General features: G+C 38.2%; 16 protein-coding genes. 15 read left to right on the forward strand and 1 reads right to left on the reverse strand.

Translation table 11 applies throughout. The features are described from left to right. Nucleotides 1-8 precede the first annotated feature (8 nt). The 11 genes from B5D25_RS03755 (at nt 9) to trpA (ending at nt 9,968) form a co-directional block, all read left to right on the forward strand. A complete protein-coding gene (locus B5D25_RS03755; protein WP_078786527.1) occupies nt 9-713 on the forward strand; it encodes a FadR/GntR family transcriptional regulator in 705 nt (234 codons plus the stop codon). A 159-nt stretch (nt 714-872) separates the two neighbouring features. Beyond that, nucleotides 873-1,463, forward strand: a complete 591-nt coding sequence (locus tag B5D25_RS03760; RefSeq protein WP_078786529.1) for a rhomboid family intramembrane serine protease — start codon at nt 873-875, stop codon at nt 1,461-1,463. Between the two features lie 134 nt (nt 1,464-1,597). Next, nucleotides 1,598-2,623 carry a ketol-acid reductoisomerase gene (gene ilvC / locus B5D25_RS03765; RefSeq protein WP_078786531.1) on the forward strand — a complete coding sequence of 342 codons (1,026 nt, stop codon included), beginning with the start codon at nt 1,598-1,600 and terminating at the stop codon, nt 2,621-2,623. 276 nt (nt 2,624-2,899) lie between these two features. After that, nucleotides 2,900-3,322 carry a PH domain-containing protein gene (locus B5D25_RS03770; RefSeq protein ID WP_078786533.1) on the forward strand — a complete coding sequence of 141 codons (423 nt, stop codon included), beginning with the start codon at nt 2,900-2,902 and terminating at the stop codon, nt 3,320-3,322. Between the two features lie 83 nt (nt 3,323-3,405). Continuing rightward, nucleotides 3,406-3,897, forward strand: a complete 492-nt coding sequence (gene purE / locus B5D25_RS03775; protein WP_078786535.1) for a 5-(carboxyamino)imidazole ribonucleotide mutase — start codon at nt 3,406-3,408, stop codon at nt 3,895-3,897. Between the two features lie 99 nt (nt 3,898-3,996). Then, nucleotides 3,997-5,001 (forward strand): ion transporter, encoded by a 1,005-nt coding sequence (locus tag B5D25_RS03780; protein WP_078786537.1) that lies wholly within the window; start codon nt 3,997-3,999, stop codon nt 4,999-5,001. Between the two features lie 453 nt (nt 5,002-5,454). Next, on the forward strand, nt 5,455-6,642 hold the full coding sequence (gene trpB, locus B5D25_RS03785) for a tryptophan synthase subunit beta (RefSeq protein ID WP_078786540.1): 1,188 nt from the start codon (nt 5,455-5,457) through the stop codon (nt 6,640-6,642). A 45-nt stretch (nt 6,643-6,687) separates the two neighbouring features. Beyond that, nucleotides 6,688-7,713, forward strand: coding sequence for an anthranilate phosphoribosyltransferase (trpD, locus tag B5D25_RS03790; RefSeq protein ID WP_078786542.1), 1,026 nt, complete (start codon nt 6,688-6,690; stop codon nt 7,711-7,713). Between the two features lie 91 nt (nt 7,714-7,804). Continuing rightward, complete coding sequence (locus B5D25_RS03795; RefSeq protein ID WP_078786545.1) at nt 7,805-8,524, forward strand: indole-3-glycerol-phosphate synthase; 720 nt, start codon at nt 7,805-7,807, stop codon at nt 8,522-8,524. Next, nucleotides 8,521-9,180, forward strand: coding sequence for a phosphoribosylanthranilate isomerase (locus B5D25_RS03800; protein ID WP_078786547.1), 660 nt, complete (start codon nt 8,521-8,523; stop codon nt 9,178-9,180). Before B5D25_RS03795 ends, B5D25_RS03800 begins: the two co-directional genes overlap by 4 nt. Nucleotides 9,181-9,200: 20 nt before the next feature. Further along, nucleotides 9,201-9,968 (forward strand): tryptophan synthase subunit alpha, encoded by a 768-nt coding sequence (gene trpA / locus B5D25_RS03805; RefSeq protein ID WP_078786548.1) that lies wholly within the window; start codon nt 9,201-9,203, stop codon nt 9,966-9,968. Here the strand turns inward: trpA and dhaS are convergent. Continuing rightward, nucleotides 9,965-10,534 carry a dihydroxyacetone kinase transcriptional activator DhaS gene (gene dhaS, locus B5D25_RS03810; protein WP_078786550.1) on the reverse strand — a complete coding sequence of 190 codons (570 nt, stop codon included), beginning with the start codon at nt 10,532-10,534 and terminating at the stop codon, nt 9,965-9,967. The genes trpA and dhaS overlap by 4 nt on opposite strands. A gap of 164 nt (nt 10,535-10,698) precedes the next feature. Between dhaS and B5D25_RS03815 the strand changes: the two genes are divergently transcribed. The 4 genes from B5D25_RS03815 to B5D25_RS03830 all read left to right on the forward strand — a co-directional run bounded on the left by B5D25_RS03815 (nt 10,699) and on the right by B5D25_RS03830 (nt 16,477). Then, a complete protein-coding gene (locus tag B5D25_RS03815; RefSeq protein WP_078786552.1) occupies nt 10,699-11,226 on the forward strand; it encodes a hypothetical protein in 528 nt (175 codons plus the stop codon). Nucleotides 11,227-11,362: 136 nt separating this feature from the next. Then, a complete protein-coding gene (locus B5D25_RS03820) occupies nt 11,363-12,679 on the forward strand; it encodes a murein hydrolase activator EnvC family protein (protein ID WP_159444074.1) in 1,317 nt (438 codons plus the stop codon). Nucleotides 12,680-12,916: 237 nt separating this feature from the next. Next, the gene (locus tag B5D25_RS03825; protein ID WP_078786556.1) at nt 12,917-14,158 is read left to right on the forward strand and encodes a murein hydrolase activator EnvC family protein; all 1,242 of its coding nucleotides are present in this window, start codon (nt 12,917-12,919) and stop codon (nt 14,156-14,158) included. 189 nt (nt 14,159-14,347) lie between these two features. Then, the gene (locus B5D25_RS03830; protein ID WP_078786558.1) at nt 14,348-16,477 is read left to right on the forward strand and encodes an efflux RND transporter permease subunit; all 2,130 of its coding nucleotides are present in this window, start codon (nt 14,348-14,350) and stop codon (nt 16,475-16,477) included. Nucleotides 16,478-16,494: the final 17 nt, after the last annotated feature.

Below are 16,494 nucleotides of genomic sequence, written 5' to 3' on the forward strand. Positions count from 1 at the left end.
TTTAAAAAATGACACAGAATATTAATTTATCTCAGAAAACTGCAGAGATTTTAAAAAAGAGAATATTTGATGAGAAGACTCTTGTGCCGGGAGATAAACTTCCTAATGAAAATGAACTTTCATCGGAACTTGGAGTATCGAGAGCAACTCTTCGAGAAGCTATAAGAATACTTGTGAATGACGGTGTACTTACTGTGTATAGAGGAAAGGGAACTTTCGTAAGCAGTAAGGTTGATCAGTTTGCGGAAGCATCTGTCATAGGAAATATCGACAATATCGACATGAAGGTAAGACTTCGTGATCTTTATGAAGCAAGACTTATTATTGAGCCGGAGGCAGCATCTCTTGCTGCAATGAGGGCGACGGAAGAAGAGATTGAAGAGATACTTAACCTCGGAGAAATTGTTCAAAAGAATATAAAGAAGAATCCAAGAGGTGCGGCAAGAGTTAATTCGGAAAAGGAATTCCACGGAGCCATCATGAAGGCGGCTCATAATGATTTCCTTGCACAATTTATTCCTGTTCTTACCGAAACAATCGAGAAGACATTTGCTCTTGATGAAAATCTCGAGATAATCGCAGAAGATGCTTATAAGGACCATATAATGATCATGCATTTTCTTAAAGTTCGCGATGCTGCTGCATTAAAAAGTGCAGTGACGATTCATCTGCATCATGCAGCCATAAATGAAAATCTGAAACTTGATATATAAATCCGGGTTAAGAGAAACTGTTGTAAAGCAGTAATGTTAGTTGTGAAATGCAGCTTTTGTAAAACAGTAAAATGAATGGTGTGAAAAAACATAAAACAGTAATGTGAATGATGAAACTGTAGATGTATAAAGGTTGGTAAGTTAAGAAGTGAGGTTGGTATGGAGAAAGCGAAATTCAGAATCAAATACAATGCTCCGGTTACACTGACATTTGCATTTATATGTCTTTTGGTTTTGGGGCTTGGAAATCTTTCGGGCAATAATATCACAAGAACTTTCTTTGAAGTATATAGATCAAAGATGAGTTTCACGTGGTTTATACGACTTTTCGGACATTCGTTGGGACATATTAATTTTGATCATCTTTTTGGAAATATGACTGTATTTCTTCTGCTTGGACCTATACTTGAAGAGAAATACGGCTCGAAGAATCTTCTGGAAATGATACTTATCTGTTCATTTGTTGAAAGCATTGTACAGATGACATTTTTCAGTCATACAGCACTTCTCGGTGCCAGCGGAGTTGTATTTATGATGATAATACTTGCTTCTGCGGTTAATCTTAAAGACGGCGGAATTCCGCTTACCATGATACTTGTTATTATCATTTATCTGGGTAAAGAAGTTTGGGCGCAGTTTGCAACGCATGATAATATTTCACATCTTACACATATTGTAGGCGGTGTTTGCGGAGCATGTTTCGGATTTTTCTACGCCAAGGAAGCAAAGAGACTGGAAAAAGGCGCGTAAGACAAATAAGTATTGACAATAAAAACTATATTGGGTATCATATATGTCAGACATATGATTTAGGTTGTCAGACAACGCAACATACAGCCTAAACACAAAAATATATTTTTAATTATTTAGGAGGAAAATTTAAAATGGCAGATCAGGCAAGAATTTTCTACAGTGATGATTGTAATTTATCACTTCTTGAAGGAAAGACAATCGCTATCATCGGTTATGGTAGCCAGGGACATGCTCATGCACTTAACCTTAAGGAGTCAGGAGCAAAGGTAATCATCGGTCTTTATGAAGGATCAAAGAGCTGGAAGAGAGCTGAGGAGCAGGGCTTCGAAGTATTCACAACAGCTGAAGCAGCTAAGAAGGCTGATATCATCATGATCCTTATCAATGATGAGAAGCAGGCTGCTATGTATAAAGCAGATATCGAACCAAACCTTGAAGCAGGTAACATGCTTATGTTCGCTCATGGTTTCAATATTCATTTCGGACAGATCGTTCCACCTGCAGACGTAGATGTAACAATGATCGCTCCAAAGGCTCCTGGACATACAGTACGTTCAGAGTATCAGGCAGGAAAGGGTACACCTTGTCTTGTTGCTGTATATCAGGATGCAACAGGTAAGGCACTTGATATGGCACTTGCTTATGGTGCTGGTATCGGTGGATCAAGAGCAGGTATCCTTGAGACAACATTCAGAACAGAGACAGAGACAGACCTCTTCGGTGAGCAGGCAGTTCTTTGCGGTGGTGTAGTTGCACTTATGCAGGCTGGTTTCGAAACTCTTACAGAAGCAGGATATGATCCAAGAAATGCATACTTTGAGTGTATCCATGAGATGAAGCTCATCGTTGATCTTATTTACCAGAGTGGTTTCGCAGGAATGAGATATTCAGTATCTAACACAGCTGAGTATGGTGATTACATCACAGGTCCTAAGGTTATCACAGAAGATACAAAGAAGGCTATGAAGAAGGTTCTTTCAGATATCCAGGATGGTACATTTGCTAAAGACTTCCTTCTTGATATGTCATCAGCAGGTGGACAGGCTCACTTCAAGGCACTTCGTCAGAAGGCAGCTGAGCATCCGGCAGAGAAGATCGGTGCTGAGATCAGAAAGCTTTACAGCTGGAGTGATGAAGATAAGCTCATCAACAACTAATTAAAAATATAATTTTTTATATGCTGCCGTTTTGTATGAAAATATGAAGCGGCAGTTTTTATTTTGAGACAGAATACGAATCGGTGGTTTTCATTTTGATATTGAAAATTGTTGAAATGAAATAAAGCACATATTTCATAGTACGAAACTATAATAAAAATATAGTAATTATCAGTGATTTATGGTACATTTACTATATTGAAATGAATGATATAAAGGTTTGGTAGGTTGAAGAGTCTGCCTTTAAGGATTCATTTAAATTGAAGGAGGTTAAGTATGGCCGATAAGAAACAGGAAGAAGGGGTTCTTTGGAAAGATAGGATGAGACATCTTGGACTCCCTATCTCATTTACAATTTATAAACTTAAGGATGACAGACTTTTTTTACAGAGAGGTTTCTTTACAACAAGATATGAAGAAACACTTCTCTACAGAGTTAGGGATCTGTCTCTTAGAAGAACTCTTTGGCAGAAGATATTTGGTGTCGGAAGTATTGTAGTTACATCTTCTGATAAGTCTAATCCATATCTTGAGCTCAAGAATATCAAGAACACTATGGAAGTTAAGGAGCTTCTTCATAAAAAGGTTGAGGAAATGAAGAATAAGAAGAGAATGCGTGTCAACGAGATGGTCGACAGCCCATTTGATACTGATGGTGATGGCGATGTTGATGTTGATTTCGACGACGATACATTCTAATAAAATGCGAATAACAGCCTTAAGCAAAACATAAAGAGTGCTTCGGTTGTGAAATATAAGACCATTTTAGGAAGGAACAAAAAATGAAAGCAGCTATAATAATGGGTTCTACAAGCGATCTTGCAAAGGTTGAACCTGCAGTGGAAATTTTGAAAAAGTACGGTGTTGATGTTAAAGTCAGATGTCTTTCAGCACATAGAGCGCATGCGGCTCTCTCTGAATTCATGAATGAGATTAATAATGACGGTACAGAAGTTGTTATCGCAGCAGCAGGAATGGCAGCGGCTCTTCCGGGCGTAGTTGCATCACAGACAGTTCTGCCGGTTATTGGTGTTCCTCTTTCAGGATCAAATCTTGAGGGTATGGATGCACTTCTTTCAATCGTTCAGATGCCACCTGGAATACCTGTTGCAACAGTTGCAATAAATGGCGGCAAGAATGCAGCTCATCTTGCATTACAGATAATGGCTGTAAGCAACAAGGAACTCAGAGACAGATTATGGAATGATAGAAAAGAAATGGAAGAGGCAGCTGATAAAGCAAACAAAGAAGTAATGGAAAAGTTTGGCTGCTAGTCTAACATGATATAAGAAGTTTTTACAGGGAGAGTGGATAAAACCACTTCTCCTTGTATTTGTATTTTCGGAGTTGTATACCGGATTATGAGGAGTAGGATGGATAAGGACGAGATAAAGACCGATATAGAAAATAAAGAGGATAAAGATAAATCATTCTACAAGAAAAGAATCTTTGATATTATCCAGATTGGTAAAAGAGGAGACCTTCCAAGCCGGAGTTTTGATATTTTTATAGTTATAGTCATCATACTCAATATCATGACTCTTATTCTTGAGACATTTACAGAACTTGAGAAATATCAGCATATTTTTAAAGCTGTTGAAATGGTTACAATGATCATATTCTGCATAGAATATATTCTTCGTATTTGGACCGCGGAATATCTTTATACTAAAAAGACCAAGGCAAGGGCGAGGCTCAGGTTTTTGGTTTCATATGATGGTATAGTTGATTTTCTTACAATTCTTCCATTCTTTTTCCTGTCAGGATTTGCGGCATTCAGATTGTTAAGAGTTGTGAGAATATTCCACCTTTTCAGAATTAATGCAAAAGATGATTCATTCAGTATCATTACGAGAGTACTTCTGGATAAGAAGAATCAGATATTTTCGTCTGTATTCATAATCCTTGTTCTCATGCTGGCATCGTCATTATGTATGTACAGTGTAGAATCTGCTGTTCAGCCAGAGGCATTTAAAAATGCGCTTTCAGGACTGTACTGGAGTATGTCGACTATATTTACTGTTGGTTACGGAGATATAACGCCGATAACGGGACTGGGAAGATTTCTTGCAGTTGTGATAACATTTCTTGGTGTAGGCGTTGTGGCTATTCCAACAGGTATCATTTCCGCAGGTTTCGTTGAGCAGTATACAAAGGCGCAGAACCAGGCTAAGAAAAAGAAGATTGAGGGAAGGCGAAGAAGTACCGAAAATGTTATCGTAGAGAGTGATTCGCCATATATCGGCGACACCATAAGAAAAGTTGAGGATGATTATAAAATATCGGTTGCAGTTATAATACGTAATGATATTCTTGTACTTCCTGAAGATAATGTTGTGATCGAAGAAGGAGACACAATTGTTTATCAGCATATTTAGCTGATTCGCAACAAACAGTTGACATGTTTGATGAAATATGATATTTTTCAAATCATAATAACATTAAACCGATGACGTGGAGATAACGGTGAAAGATGTGCATCCAGAGATCGGACCCGGTGCGATGATCGTAGGATTTATCGCGAGGCTGTAAGGTTCGTTGTAACAGTTCATCAAATGGACCACCGAGGGAACAGTGAAAGCCATTTTGATAAGATTTGGTTAGTATCATGTTACGTGTGCGAGCGTTAATCGCTGGGAATATGATGGTATTCCGACAGAGTGTGGCATTTGATCCTTAGATTTGCTGGATACTTAAAGGGTTATAATGCTGAAGTAAGGTGGCACCGCGAAAGATAATTCGTCCTTAGTCTGACAAGAGTTTGTCTGACTAAGGATTTTTTTACTTTACAGGAAATTACTTTATGTTCTTGTACTGAAAGGAGTTTGGAAATGGATAAGACAGGAAGATTTGGAGATTTTGGAGGACAGTACATTCCGGAAACATTGATGAATGAAATTCATAAGCTTGAAGCAGCATATGAGCATTATAAAAATGATCCTGAATTCATAGCTGAGCTTGATAAGCTTAATCGTGAATATGCAGGTAGACCGTCACTTCTTTATTATGCAGAGAAGATGACCAAAGATCTTGGAGGAGCAAAGATTTATCTTAAGAGAGAAGATCTTAATCATACAGGATCACATAAGATAAATAATGTTCTCGGACAGTGCTTACTTGCCAAGAAAATGGGCAAGACAAGAGTTATAGCTGAGACAGGTGCAGGTCAGCACGGTGTTGCAACAGCTACAGCGGCAGCTCTTATGGATATGGAATGTGAGATATTCATGGGAGAGGAAGATACAAAGAGACAGGCACTTAACGTTTACAGAATGGAACTTTTGGGAGCTAAGGTTCATGCAGTTAAGACAGGTACAAGAGTTCTTAAGGATGCCGTAAATGAGGCGATGAGAGAGTGGACAAGCAGAGTGGATGATACACTTTATGTTTTGGGTTCGGTTATGGGACCTCATCCATTCCCTACTATAGTAAGAGATTTTCAGTCAGTTATAAGTAAGGAAAGCAGAGCGCAGATCCTTGAAGCTGAAGGAAAGCTTCCTGATGTTGTTATCGCATGTGTTGGCGGCGGAAGCAATGCTATCGGTTCATTTTATGAATATATAAAAGATGAAGGCGTTAAACTTATCGGATGTGAGGCAGCGGGTCTTGGAGTTGATAATCCAAAGAATGCAGCGACTATGGCAAATGGATCGGTAGGAATCTTCCATGGTATGAAATCACTTTTCTGCCAGGATGAATATGGACAGATCGCTCCTGTTTATTCTATTTCAGCAGGACTTGATTATCCGGGAATCGGACCGGAACATGCTTATCTTGCTTCTATTAACAGAGCTGAATATGTTCCGATCACAGACGAAGAGGCAGTAAGAGCTTTTGAATATCTTTCAAGAACAGAAGGTATCATACCTGCAATCGAAAGCAGTCATGCTGTAGCACAGGTATTAAAAATCGCTCCGAATATGCCAAAGGACAGCATTATTGTTTGTACTATCTCAGGAAGAGGAGATAAGGACGTAGCTGCTATCGCGAGATACAGAGGCGTTGAGATTTACGAATAGAAACCGGCGGGGAAAAGATATTTGAACAAAAGGAGAGGTTAAGCTATGTATAAGGATATTTTGGCTAAGGTAACAAATAAAGAGACGCTTACACCTGAGGAAATCTCGGAATTTATAAATGCAGTTGCAGCTGATGAAGTAACAGATGTTCAGATAGCAGGATTTCAGGTTGGTTTATTGATGAAGGGAACCAATACAGATGAGCTTGCAGCATTTGCAAATGCAATGAGAGCTAACTGTGTACCTATAAGAGCAAATGTTAAGGATGAAATGATGGATACCTGCGGAACAGGCGGAGGACTCAGTACATTCAATATTTCCACAGCTACAGCACTTGTTGCGGCAGCAGCGGGAATTCCGATTGCAAAACACGGAAGCAGATCTATTTCATCACTTTCGGGAAGTGCGGATGTTCTTGAAGCTTTGGGAGTAAATATAAATCTCAATAATGAACAGGCAGCAAAACTTATCGAGGATATAGGAATCGCATTTATCTATGCACCTCTTTTCCATCCTGTTATGGGAAAGGTTCTTCCTCCGGAAAGTGAGCTGGGAATCAAGACTATTTTCTATACAATAATCGGACCGCTCATCAATCCTTCATTTGCACCAAGACATCTTCTGGGTGTTTACAAGGCTGAACTCCTTGATACAGTTTCGGAAGTTGCAAAGAATATTGGTTATACAAAGGCTATGTTTGTATATGGAGAAGATGGTCTCGATGAGATTTCACTTCTTGGCAAGACAAGGATCAATGAACTTAAAGACGGAAAGATCATTAAGTATACTATCGAACCTGAAGATTTCGGACTTAAGAGATGCTCTCTTGATGATATTAAGACAGGTACTCCTACTGAAAATGCAGATACAATAAGAGGAGTATTTTCAGGAAAGATAAGCGGACCTAGAAAAGATGCTATAGTCTTAAATGCTGCAGGTGCGCTTGTGGTTGGCGGAAAGGCTAAGGATTTTGCTGAAGGCGTTGAACTTGCAAAAGAACTTATAGAAAATGGTTCAGCAGAGAAGAAACTTCAGGAGCTTATTACAGAATCAAATAAATACGCTGAATAATATTTGCTGAATAAAATGAGCTGAATAATATCTGCGTATAATTTGTATCTATGGTTTCACAGAGTCGGATTGTAGGAAATGGGTAAAAGATATGAATAAATTCAGTGAAAGCTTGAAAAACAGAAAAAATGAGGGAAGACTTCCGATTATAGTTGATTTTAAATGTGTTTCGCCGGGAGTAGGAAGGCTTATAGATGAGCATGATGCGCATTATCTTGCACAGATGATCGAAGATGCAGGTGCTCCGGCTATTTCGGTTGTTACCGAGCCAAATGATTTTGGCGGTTCTATCAGGCTTCTGAAGGATATCAGAAGACTTGTGGATATTCCGATTCTCAGGAAAGATTTCATAAGAGATACAAAGGAGATTGATAGATCAATAGATGCGGGAGCGGATTCGGTGCTTCTCATGTGTTCGGTTATGAGTGAAGAAGAGATGAAAATCTGTTATGAGTATGCTGTTGAAAAAGGTATAGAACCTTTTGTGGAAACTCATAACTTAGAAGAGATTGCTCTTGCAAAAAATCTCGGTGCAAAACTTGTTGGGATCAATAACAGAAATATACTGAAGCTTGAAAAAGATGGCGGAACAGTCGATACAACAGCGAGTTTGCTTGATTCCGGAAATGGAGACAATCGTAAGGAAGATTTATTCGGAAAAGATGTTTTCCTTGTAAGTGAGAGTGGAATACTCAGTGCTGATGATGCAAAGAAAGCTGTATCATGCGGGGCTGACGCGGTGCTTATCGGAACGGCTATCTGGAAAGCGTCATATCCTATAGAATTTTATAGAGAGCTTACAAATATATGAAGAAGTTACTTGTTAAGATCTGTGGTCTGATGCGCGAGGAAGATGTGGATCACTGCATAAATTCAGGAGCTGATATAGTGGGATTTGTGGTTGATTATCCTGTGGCGGTTCCGTGGAATTTAGATATAAAAAGAGCCGGCGAACTTATAGATCACTTCAGAAAAAAGATTGAAGAAACAGGCATAAAATGTGAATGCTGTATAGTTTCGGGCGGCAACATAGAAAAGTTATCAAATCTTATAAGTGTCCTTAAACCTGATTATATTCAGCTGCATTATAAAGAGGACGAGGATACGATAATCGGGCTGAAGAAGCTGCACAGCATAAAGATAATAAAAACTGTTCCGGAAGGCTGTGATGACGCGAAGGCATTTGAAAAAGCCGGGGCGGATATTCTTCTTGTGGATGCAAGAAACGCTGAAAATGCAGCATCATCCGGATGCAGTCTGAATGAAGAATTTTATAAAAATGTAAGGGCATCTGTTGATATTCCGGTCATGGCAGCCGGAGGGATAAATCCTTCAAATGTGAAAGATATTATAGACAGACTCAGTCCTGAACTTATAGATATAATGACGGGGGTTGAAGAATCATTTGGCATTAAGTCACAAAAGAAGATAAATGATCTGATGGATAATATTAAAGACTATATCTGATAGTAGAAAGAAGGAATAACATGAGTAGAATTTGTAAAGCATTTGAGAATAAGAAGGCATTCATAGCTTTCCTTACAGCCGGAGATCCTGATTTTGCTTCAAGCATCAAGAATTATAAGGCTATTATAGAAGGTGGAGCTGACCTTATCGAGATCGGTATTCCATTTTCAGATCCTATAGCAGAGGGCCCTGTTATTCAGGAAGCTGACATAAGAGCGCTTGCTTCCGGAATGACAACTGACAAGGTATTCGATCTTGTTAAAGAACTTAGAAAAGAAGTTGATATTCCGATCGTTTTCATGACATATGCAAATCCTGTATTCCATTATGGAAGCGACAGATTCTTTAAGAATGCTTCTGAAGCAGGTGCAGACGGTATAATCATTCCTGACTGCCCATTCGAAGAGAGAAAAGAATTCTCTGATACAGCTGAAAAGTACGGAATGGATTTTATTTCAATGATAGCACCAACATCTGAAGAGAGAATAAAAACTATTGCCTCTGAAGCAAAGGGATTTATCTATGTTGTTTCTTCTCTCGGTGTTACAGGTGTAAGAAGTGAGATCAAGACAGATCTTTCAACAATGCTTGCAGCCATCAAGGAAGTAACAGATGTTCCTGCAGCTATCGGATTCGGAATCAGCACTCCTGAACAGGCTAAGAAGATGTCAGAGATAGCTGACGGCGTTATCGTAGGTTCTGCTCTTGTAAAGATAGTTGCTGCAGAAGGCACAAATGCTCCGGATAAGCTTAAGGACTATGTGAAGGATATGAAGAAATATTTCTAAATATCCAGCTTACCGGTTTTAAAATCATATGCGGCATTTTCACAGTGTTTAAGCATTTTCAGCATGTATGCGGACATTTCCTTCGGGTCGGTCTGCATACCTTCTGTAACCCACTCTGTGAGTATTCCACATATTCCATATGATAAAAATCGTGATAGAAAATGGCGTTCCGTGTTGCATACAATACTGTTTTGATCTATTGTGTCGATGGCTTTTGTGATGATCATTTCGGTATCATTCAGCATGTATTGTATGATATAGGAACCTGCATGTTTAATGGTATTTATGTAGAAAAGTTTATCTTTATACATTACTTCCATTAGACTTCTAAGGCGTTCATCCCAGTTATTAAAATTCAGATCTTTCATGTGCGGTTCAAGCAGATCACTGGCGTATATCCAGTTGAGAAGGGCATATTTATCAGTAAAATGATAATAAAATGTCTGTCTGTTTATACCGCATTTTTTTGTTAATTCTCCGATGGAGATCTTGTCGAATGCTTTAACTGAACATAATTCTTTTAGACTTCCGGCTATTGCCTGCTTTGTAAGGATTGATTCGGCCATTTACATGCTCCTTTATTGTGAAAGATTTACATGTTTTATCGTATCATAAAGAAAATATTAATATAATCCACAAATTACGTAATATGGTAAAAAAGGTATTTAAAATATAGTGTCTTCGTGATAAAATGTTGGGGTAGTTATTGTTGATTAGTGGGAGGTTTAGAATGGCAACAATTGTACTTATTGTTATCGTGGTGATGATCGTTGCGATGGTAGTATATATAAGAGCGGTCAGTAAGGTTGACCGTGCAGAAAATGATTTCAGAAAAGAATCGTCGACTATTGATACATTTCTTTGGGATATACAGCATAGACTTAAGAAGTCAGGGGATATTTTAGAAAAATATGAAATTGATGCATCGGAAATCCGTGACGGAGATTCTCTCGGACTCGGAATGCCGACAAGTTTTCAGGTTCTGAAATTTTCACAGTATTCTGAAAAGATCAAGAAGTTAGAAGAAATCAGCAAAAGATCAATTACAGATGAGGACGATAAAGCTTCCATTGCTCAGTATCAGAAGGAACTGGATCAGCTTAAGATAGATGTGATCGCTGAATCGGTTGCTCATAATAAGAGCGTAAGTTTTTATAACAACACTATTTCAAAATTCCCTATGACTATAGTTGCTCATAGGAGACATAAGTTGCCAAAGAATTTATTTACTTATGTTGAAAGACAGAATCAAGAGTAGAAAATTCAAGGAAAAATCACATTTTTAGTTGATCGTTTGCTTTACATAATATTCTATATGGGATATATTTATATTATATACAGTTATGTATGTGATAAGTAATGGAGTCGTTTTGAGTGAGGATTGGAGATGTAGAATGTTTAAGAAAAGTAAAATGAGGATTTTCACATTTTCTATGGCCGGAATCCTAGCGTTTACACCTGTTGTATTGAATACAAGTAATGTACATGCAGACGACGGCGAAAGTATAGAAGATGTTGAACAGAAGAAAAAAGAAAATGAAGCCAAGATAAATGAAGCCAAGGGAAAGCTTAAGGATCTCGAGAAAGAGAAGGATAATGTTTCTTCTCTGATCAAAGATCTTGATACGGAAATCACAGGATACCAGGAAAAGATATCCGATCTGAATATAAGGAAGAATGAACTTCAGACAGAGATTTCTCTTGCAGAGATCAAAATTCAAAATGCTTTATATGAAGAGCAGCTTCAGTATGATAACATGAAGACACGTATCCAGTATGCATATGAAAATGATGATGTGGCATATATAGATGCTCTTATGCATATTGAAGATTACAAGAATATGCTTAATAATGCTGAGTATACTTCTCAGATTTCCACATATGATCAGATTCAGCTTAACAGGCTTAGTCAGATAAGAGATACAGTCAATACTCATCAGGTTTTTCTTGAGGGAAAACTTAAAGAGGTTGAATCCATTAAGCAGGAAGCAACAAATGAGCAGGATGCTCTTCAGGTAATGCTTGATGGCAAAAGAGAATTGCTTGGAGAATACGACGCGCATATAAATCTTACTGCAGATGAGATAGCTGAACTTGAAGCTCAGACAGAAGCATTTGATGCGCAGATACTTGAGATGACACAAGCTGCTGCAGCTGCAGAAGAAGCAAGACGTCAGGCTGAGGCTCAGAGGCGTGAAGAAGAGAGACAGCGTCGAGAAGAAGAAGCAAGAAGAGAAGTTGAGGATGCGTCACCGGGTGATGCGGATTCAGATTCGGATGATAGTTATTATGATGAACCTGAACCTACATATTATACAGGTGGAGCTCTTCAGTGGCCTATGCCATCAAGTGATTATATTTCATCATATTTCGGTGGACGTTCGGCACCTACAGCCGGAGCATCTACATATCATCAGGCAATTGATATAGGATGTGATTCAGGATCGGCAGTTGTATCTGCTGAGGCCGGAACCGTTACTTCAGTAGGTTATAATGAAGCCAGAGGATATTATATTGTTGTTTATCACGGAAATAATCTCAGTACTCTATATCAGCACCTTTCAGGTTATGCTGTAGGAAATGGTGAATATGTTTCAAGAGGTCAGGTTATAGCATATTCCGGTGAGACGGGATATTGTTCAGGCCCACATCTTCATTTTGAGGTAATAGTAGGAGATGAAAGAGTTGATCCTCTTTTATATCTTAGATAATATACTGAATATTTAATAATGAATAACTGCTGTCGCATATTTGTGAGTAAAATCATGTATGCGGCAGTTTTTATTTTCTTTTGGAATAAGTGCACAAAAACGGTATGTAACATTTATGTAACAAAATGTAATAAAATATTAAAGGAATATTGACAGTTGTAACACATTGATATATACTGACAATTGTGTGATTACATAATGTGATTAACATAATTTGTACTATTATTTGGAGGAGTTATGTTTAAAAGAGGTTTAAACAGATTTCTTGCGTTGACTATTGCGGGTGTTATGACCTTTTCCGGAGTACTTGTCAGTGGTGATAAGGTATATGCGGATGAACCTACAATAGAAGAAGTTGAGCAGCAGAAAAAAGAAGCTGAAGAGAAGATTGAAGAAGCTAAAACAAAGCTCGGATCTCTTGAGAAAGAGAAGGAAGACGTTACAGCACTTATTAGTGATCTTGATTCTGAGATATCAGATTACAGAGGAAAGATAGACGAACTTAATACTGAGAAAAACACTCTCGAAACAGAGATTTCATTAACAGAGATTAAGATACAGAATGCTTTATATGATGAGCAGGTTCAGTATGATGGAATGATGAGTCGTATTCAGTATGCTTATGAAAATGATGACAAAGCTTACTTGGATGCCATCATGAATATTGATAACTACAAGAATATGCTTAATAACTCAGAATATTCTTCACAGGTTTCATCATATGACCAGGAACAGTTAAACAAACTTGGACAGATCAGAGAAAGTATCAATAAATATCAGGATCTTCTTCAAGACAAGAAGAAAGAGATAGAGAGAATTAAGACAGAGACAGAAAGCGAAGAACAAGCACTTGAAGTAATGCTTGACGGTAAGAAGGAACTCCTTGGAGAATATGAGGAGTCAATCAATGTTACCGAAGGTGAGATCTCAGAGCTTCAGGCTCAGACGGATGCTTTCGACGCACAGATTCTTGAACTTACTCAGGCCGCAGCCGCAGCTGAGGAAGCAAGAAGACAGGAAGAATTACAAAGATATGCTTCCTCAAGTGAAGATGTTTCATCAGCGCCTTCATATTATACAGGTGGAACTCTTCAGTGGCCGTGTCCATCGAGTGATTATATTTCATCATATTTTGGCGGACGTTCGGCACCTACAGCCGGGGCATCTACATATCATCAGGCAATCGATATCGGTTGTGATGTTGGATCGTCAGTAGTTTCATCTGAAGCAGGAACAGTAGTAGAGACAGGATATAATGTTGCCAGAGGTTACTATATTATTGTATATCATGGAAATAACCTCAGTACTTTATATCAGCATCTTTCAAGTTTTGCAGTTGGTTCAGGCGAGACGGTTTCCAGAGGACAGGTTATAGCATATTCCGGTGAGACGGGATATTGTTCAGGCGCACATCTTCATTATGAAGTAATAATCGGTGATGAGCGAGTAGATCCGCTTGGATATACAAGTCCATACTAATATTTAATAAAGAATTTTTTGAATGTATCGACATTTGTTGATTTATATCAACAAGTGGTCGGTACATTTTTTATTGCGTGTCAAAAAATTAGACAAATGTCTAAAAATGTATGATTACAAATTTTACCTTCGGCTTTATTCTAGCATATGAAATTACAGTTAACATATTTTAAATTGGAGGTAAAAGATATGAACAGGTTTGGAAAAACCGTGGTCAGATTAAGAGTGACTATCTTAATCATGGCAGTGCTTCTTCTTGTTCCGGCAACTATAGGATACTTCAAGACCAGGATCAATTACGATGTTCTGACTTATCTTCCGAAGAATATCGAGACAATGAAAGGGCAGAAAATCCTTGCAAATGATTTTGGTACCGGAGCCTTTTCCCTGGTTGTTATCGAAGGGAAGAAAGACAAAGAAGTTGTTGAAATGAAGAAAAAGATCGAGAATGTCGATCACGTAAAGGCAGTATTATGGTACGACTCGTTTATGGATATATCAATTCCGGAGGAAATGGTTCCGGACGAAGTATATAAGGCTTTCAGAAATGGTGATGCAACTCTCATGGCAGTGCTTTTTAATACGACAATGTCATCGGATGAAACCATGGGAGCGATTGAAGAGATAAGAGATGTCACACACGGTGATGCATATATAAGCGGAATGTCGGCATTGGTAACCGACACAAAGCTTCTCTCTGATGAGCAGGTTCCGAAATATGTTGTTATTGCTGTTATCTTATCCCTTATAGTTCTGGGATTTACCATGGATTCATTTCTTGTTCCTGTATTCTTCATGATAAGTATAGGAATGGCTATTATCTATAATCTCGGAACCAATGTATTTAAGGGTGAGATATCATATATCACTCAGGCTCTTGCGGCGGTACTTCAGCTTGCTGTAACCATGGACTATTCGATCTTCCTGTGGCACAGCTATTCAGATGAGAGACAGATAAACAGTGATAAAAATGAAGCAATGGCTGATGCTATTGAAAAGACTTTATCATCGGTTGTCGGAAGTTCGATAACAACCGTAGCCGGATTTGTGGCTTTATGTTTTATGAGTTTCACACTTGGTCTTGACCTTGGTATCGTAATGGCTAAGGGCGTTATCATCGGAGTTATAAGTTGTGTAACAATCCTTCCGGCACTTATTCTTGTATTTGACAAAGCTATAGAAAAAACATCGCACAAACCGCTTATTCCGAATTTTGATAAATTATCAAAGTTTGTTGTTAAGAGAAGCTGGCTTTTCATTTTGATATTTATCATAGTGCTTGCGCCTGCATATATCGGTTACAAGAATACAAAGGTTTATTATGATCTGGATACTTCACTTCCGCAGAAGCTGGATAGTATAGTAGCCAACAAAAAGCTCAAAGAAAAATTTGATATGAACTCGACTCATCTTCTTCTTGTAAATGGAGAGATGGATACAAAAGATATCAACGAAATGATATTAGAGCTGGATCAGGTTGCCGGAGTAAAAAAAGTTCTCGGTATGGAATCCGTCATAGGTCCGATGGTGCCTAGAGAAATGATTCCTGAGAATATAAAGAGCGTATTTAACAATGGTGAGTATGAAATGCTCCTTGTTATGTCTGAATATAAGCTTGCTTCAGATGAAGTAAATAGGCAGTGTGATGAGATTAATACTATCATCAAAAAATATGATAATAAGGCAATGCTTATAGGAGAGGCACCATGTACTAAGGATCTTATAGAGATTACGGATAAAGATTTTAACAGAGTTAACGGAGCTTCCATATTCCTTGTTGCCATCATCGTACTTTTGGTATTTAAGTCTTTGTCGGTACCTATGGTTTTAGTATGTGTTATTGAATTTGCGATATTTATAAATCTTGGTATTCCTTATTACACAGACACGGTACTTCCGTTCGTTGCATCGATAGTTATAGGAACTATTCAGCTGGGTTCAACTGTTGATTATGGAATCCTTATGACTAACAAATTTAAAGAGGCAAAGTTAAAAGGACTTTCAGGCAGCGATGCCGCAGCTGAGGCGCTTTCCGGATCGATCAATTCGGTTATCGTCAGTGCTCTTACATTCTTTGCTGCAACATTCGGTGTAGGAATTTATTCGGATATCGACATGATCAGTTCATTATGTGTTCTTATGGCACGAGGCGCTGTTATAAGTATGATCGTTGTAATATTTATCCTTCCTGCATTCCTCAGACTTTTCAGTAAGGTAATTACAGCAACTTCCCTTAGTTTTAAGGAAGGAAATGTAGCTGAAAATAAATACGAAACAAGCGATTATGATGAGAATAAAGATAGATACAGTTATCAGTAAGATTTTGTGAAGGGAGC

The organism is Eubacterium ruminantium, from assembly GCF_900167085.1.
GTDB classification, from domain to species: Bacteria; Bacillota; Clostridia; order Lachnospirales; family Lachnospiraceae; genus Eubacterium_Q; species Eubacterium_Q ruminantium.

What these genes read in the sequence shown, in the direction of transcription:
- B5D25_RS03755 (WP_078786527.1), top strand. Translation starts at nt 9, where the DNA reads ATGACACAGAATATTAATTTATCTCAGAAAACTGCAGAGATTTTAAAA.
- B5D25_RS03760 (WP_078786529.1), top strand. Translation starts at nt 873, where the DNA reads ATGGAGAAAGCGAAATTCAGAATCAAATACAATGCTCCGGTTACACTG.
- ilvC (WP_078786531.1), top strand. Translation starts at nt 1,598, where the DNA reads ATGGCAGATCAGGCAAGAATTTTCTACAGTGATGATTGTAATTTATCA.
- B5D25_RS03770 (WP_078786533.1), top strand. Translation starts at nt 2,900, where the DNA reads ATGGCCGATAAGAAACAGGAAGAAGGGGTTCTTTGGAAAGATAGGATG.
- purE (WP_078786535.1), top strand. Translation starts at nt 3,406, where the DNA reads ATGAAAGCAGCTATAATAATGGGTTCTACAAGCGATCTTGCAAAGGTT.
- B5D25_RS03780 (WP_078786537.1), top strand. Translation starts at nt 3,997, where the DNA reads ATGGATAAGGACGAGATAAAGACCGATATAGAAAATAAAGAGGATAAA.
- trpB (WP_078786540.1), top strand. Translation starts at nt 5,455, where the DNA reads ATGGATAAGACAGGAAGATTTGGAGATTTTGGAGGACAGTACATTCCG.
- trpD (WP_078786542.1), top strand. Translation starts at nt 6,688, where the DNA reads ATGTATAAGGATATTTTGGCTAAGGTAACAAATAAAGAGACGCTTACA.
- B5D25_RS03795 (WP_078786545.1), top strand. Translation starts at nt 7,805, where the DNA reads ATGAATAAATTCAGTGAAAGCTTGAAAAACAGAAAAAATGAGGGAAGA.
- B5D25_RS03800 (WP_078786547.1), top strand. Translation starts at nt 8,521, where the DNA reads ATGAAGAAGTTACTTGTTAAGATCTGTGGTCTGATGCGCGAGGAAGAT.
- trpA (WP_078786548.1), top strand. Translation starts at nt 9,201, where the DNA reads ATGAGTAGAATTTGTAAAGCATTTGAGAATAAGAAGGCATTCATAGCT.
- dhaS (WP_078786550.1), bottom strand. Translation starts at nt 10,534, where the DNA reads ATGGCCGAATCAATCCTTACAAAGCAGGCAATAGCCGGAAGTCTAAAA.
- B5D25_RS03815 (WP_078786552.1), top strand. Translation starts at nt 10,699, where the DNA reads ATGGCAACAATTGTACTTATTGTTATCGTGGTGATGATCGTTGCGATG.
- B5D25_RS03820 (WP_159444074.1), top strand. Translation starts at nt 11,363, where the DNA reads ATGTTTAAGAAAAGTAAAATGAGGATTTTCACATTTTCTATGGCCGGA.
- B5D25_RS03825 (WP_078786556.1), top strand. Translation starts at nt 12,917, where the DNA reads ATGTTTAAAAGAGGTTTAAACAGATTTCTTGCGTTGACTATTGCGGGT.
- B5D25_RS03830 (WP_078786558.1), top strand. Translation starts at nt 14,348, where the DNA reads ATGAACAGGTTTGGAAAAACCGTGGTCAGATTAAGAGTGACTATCTTA.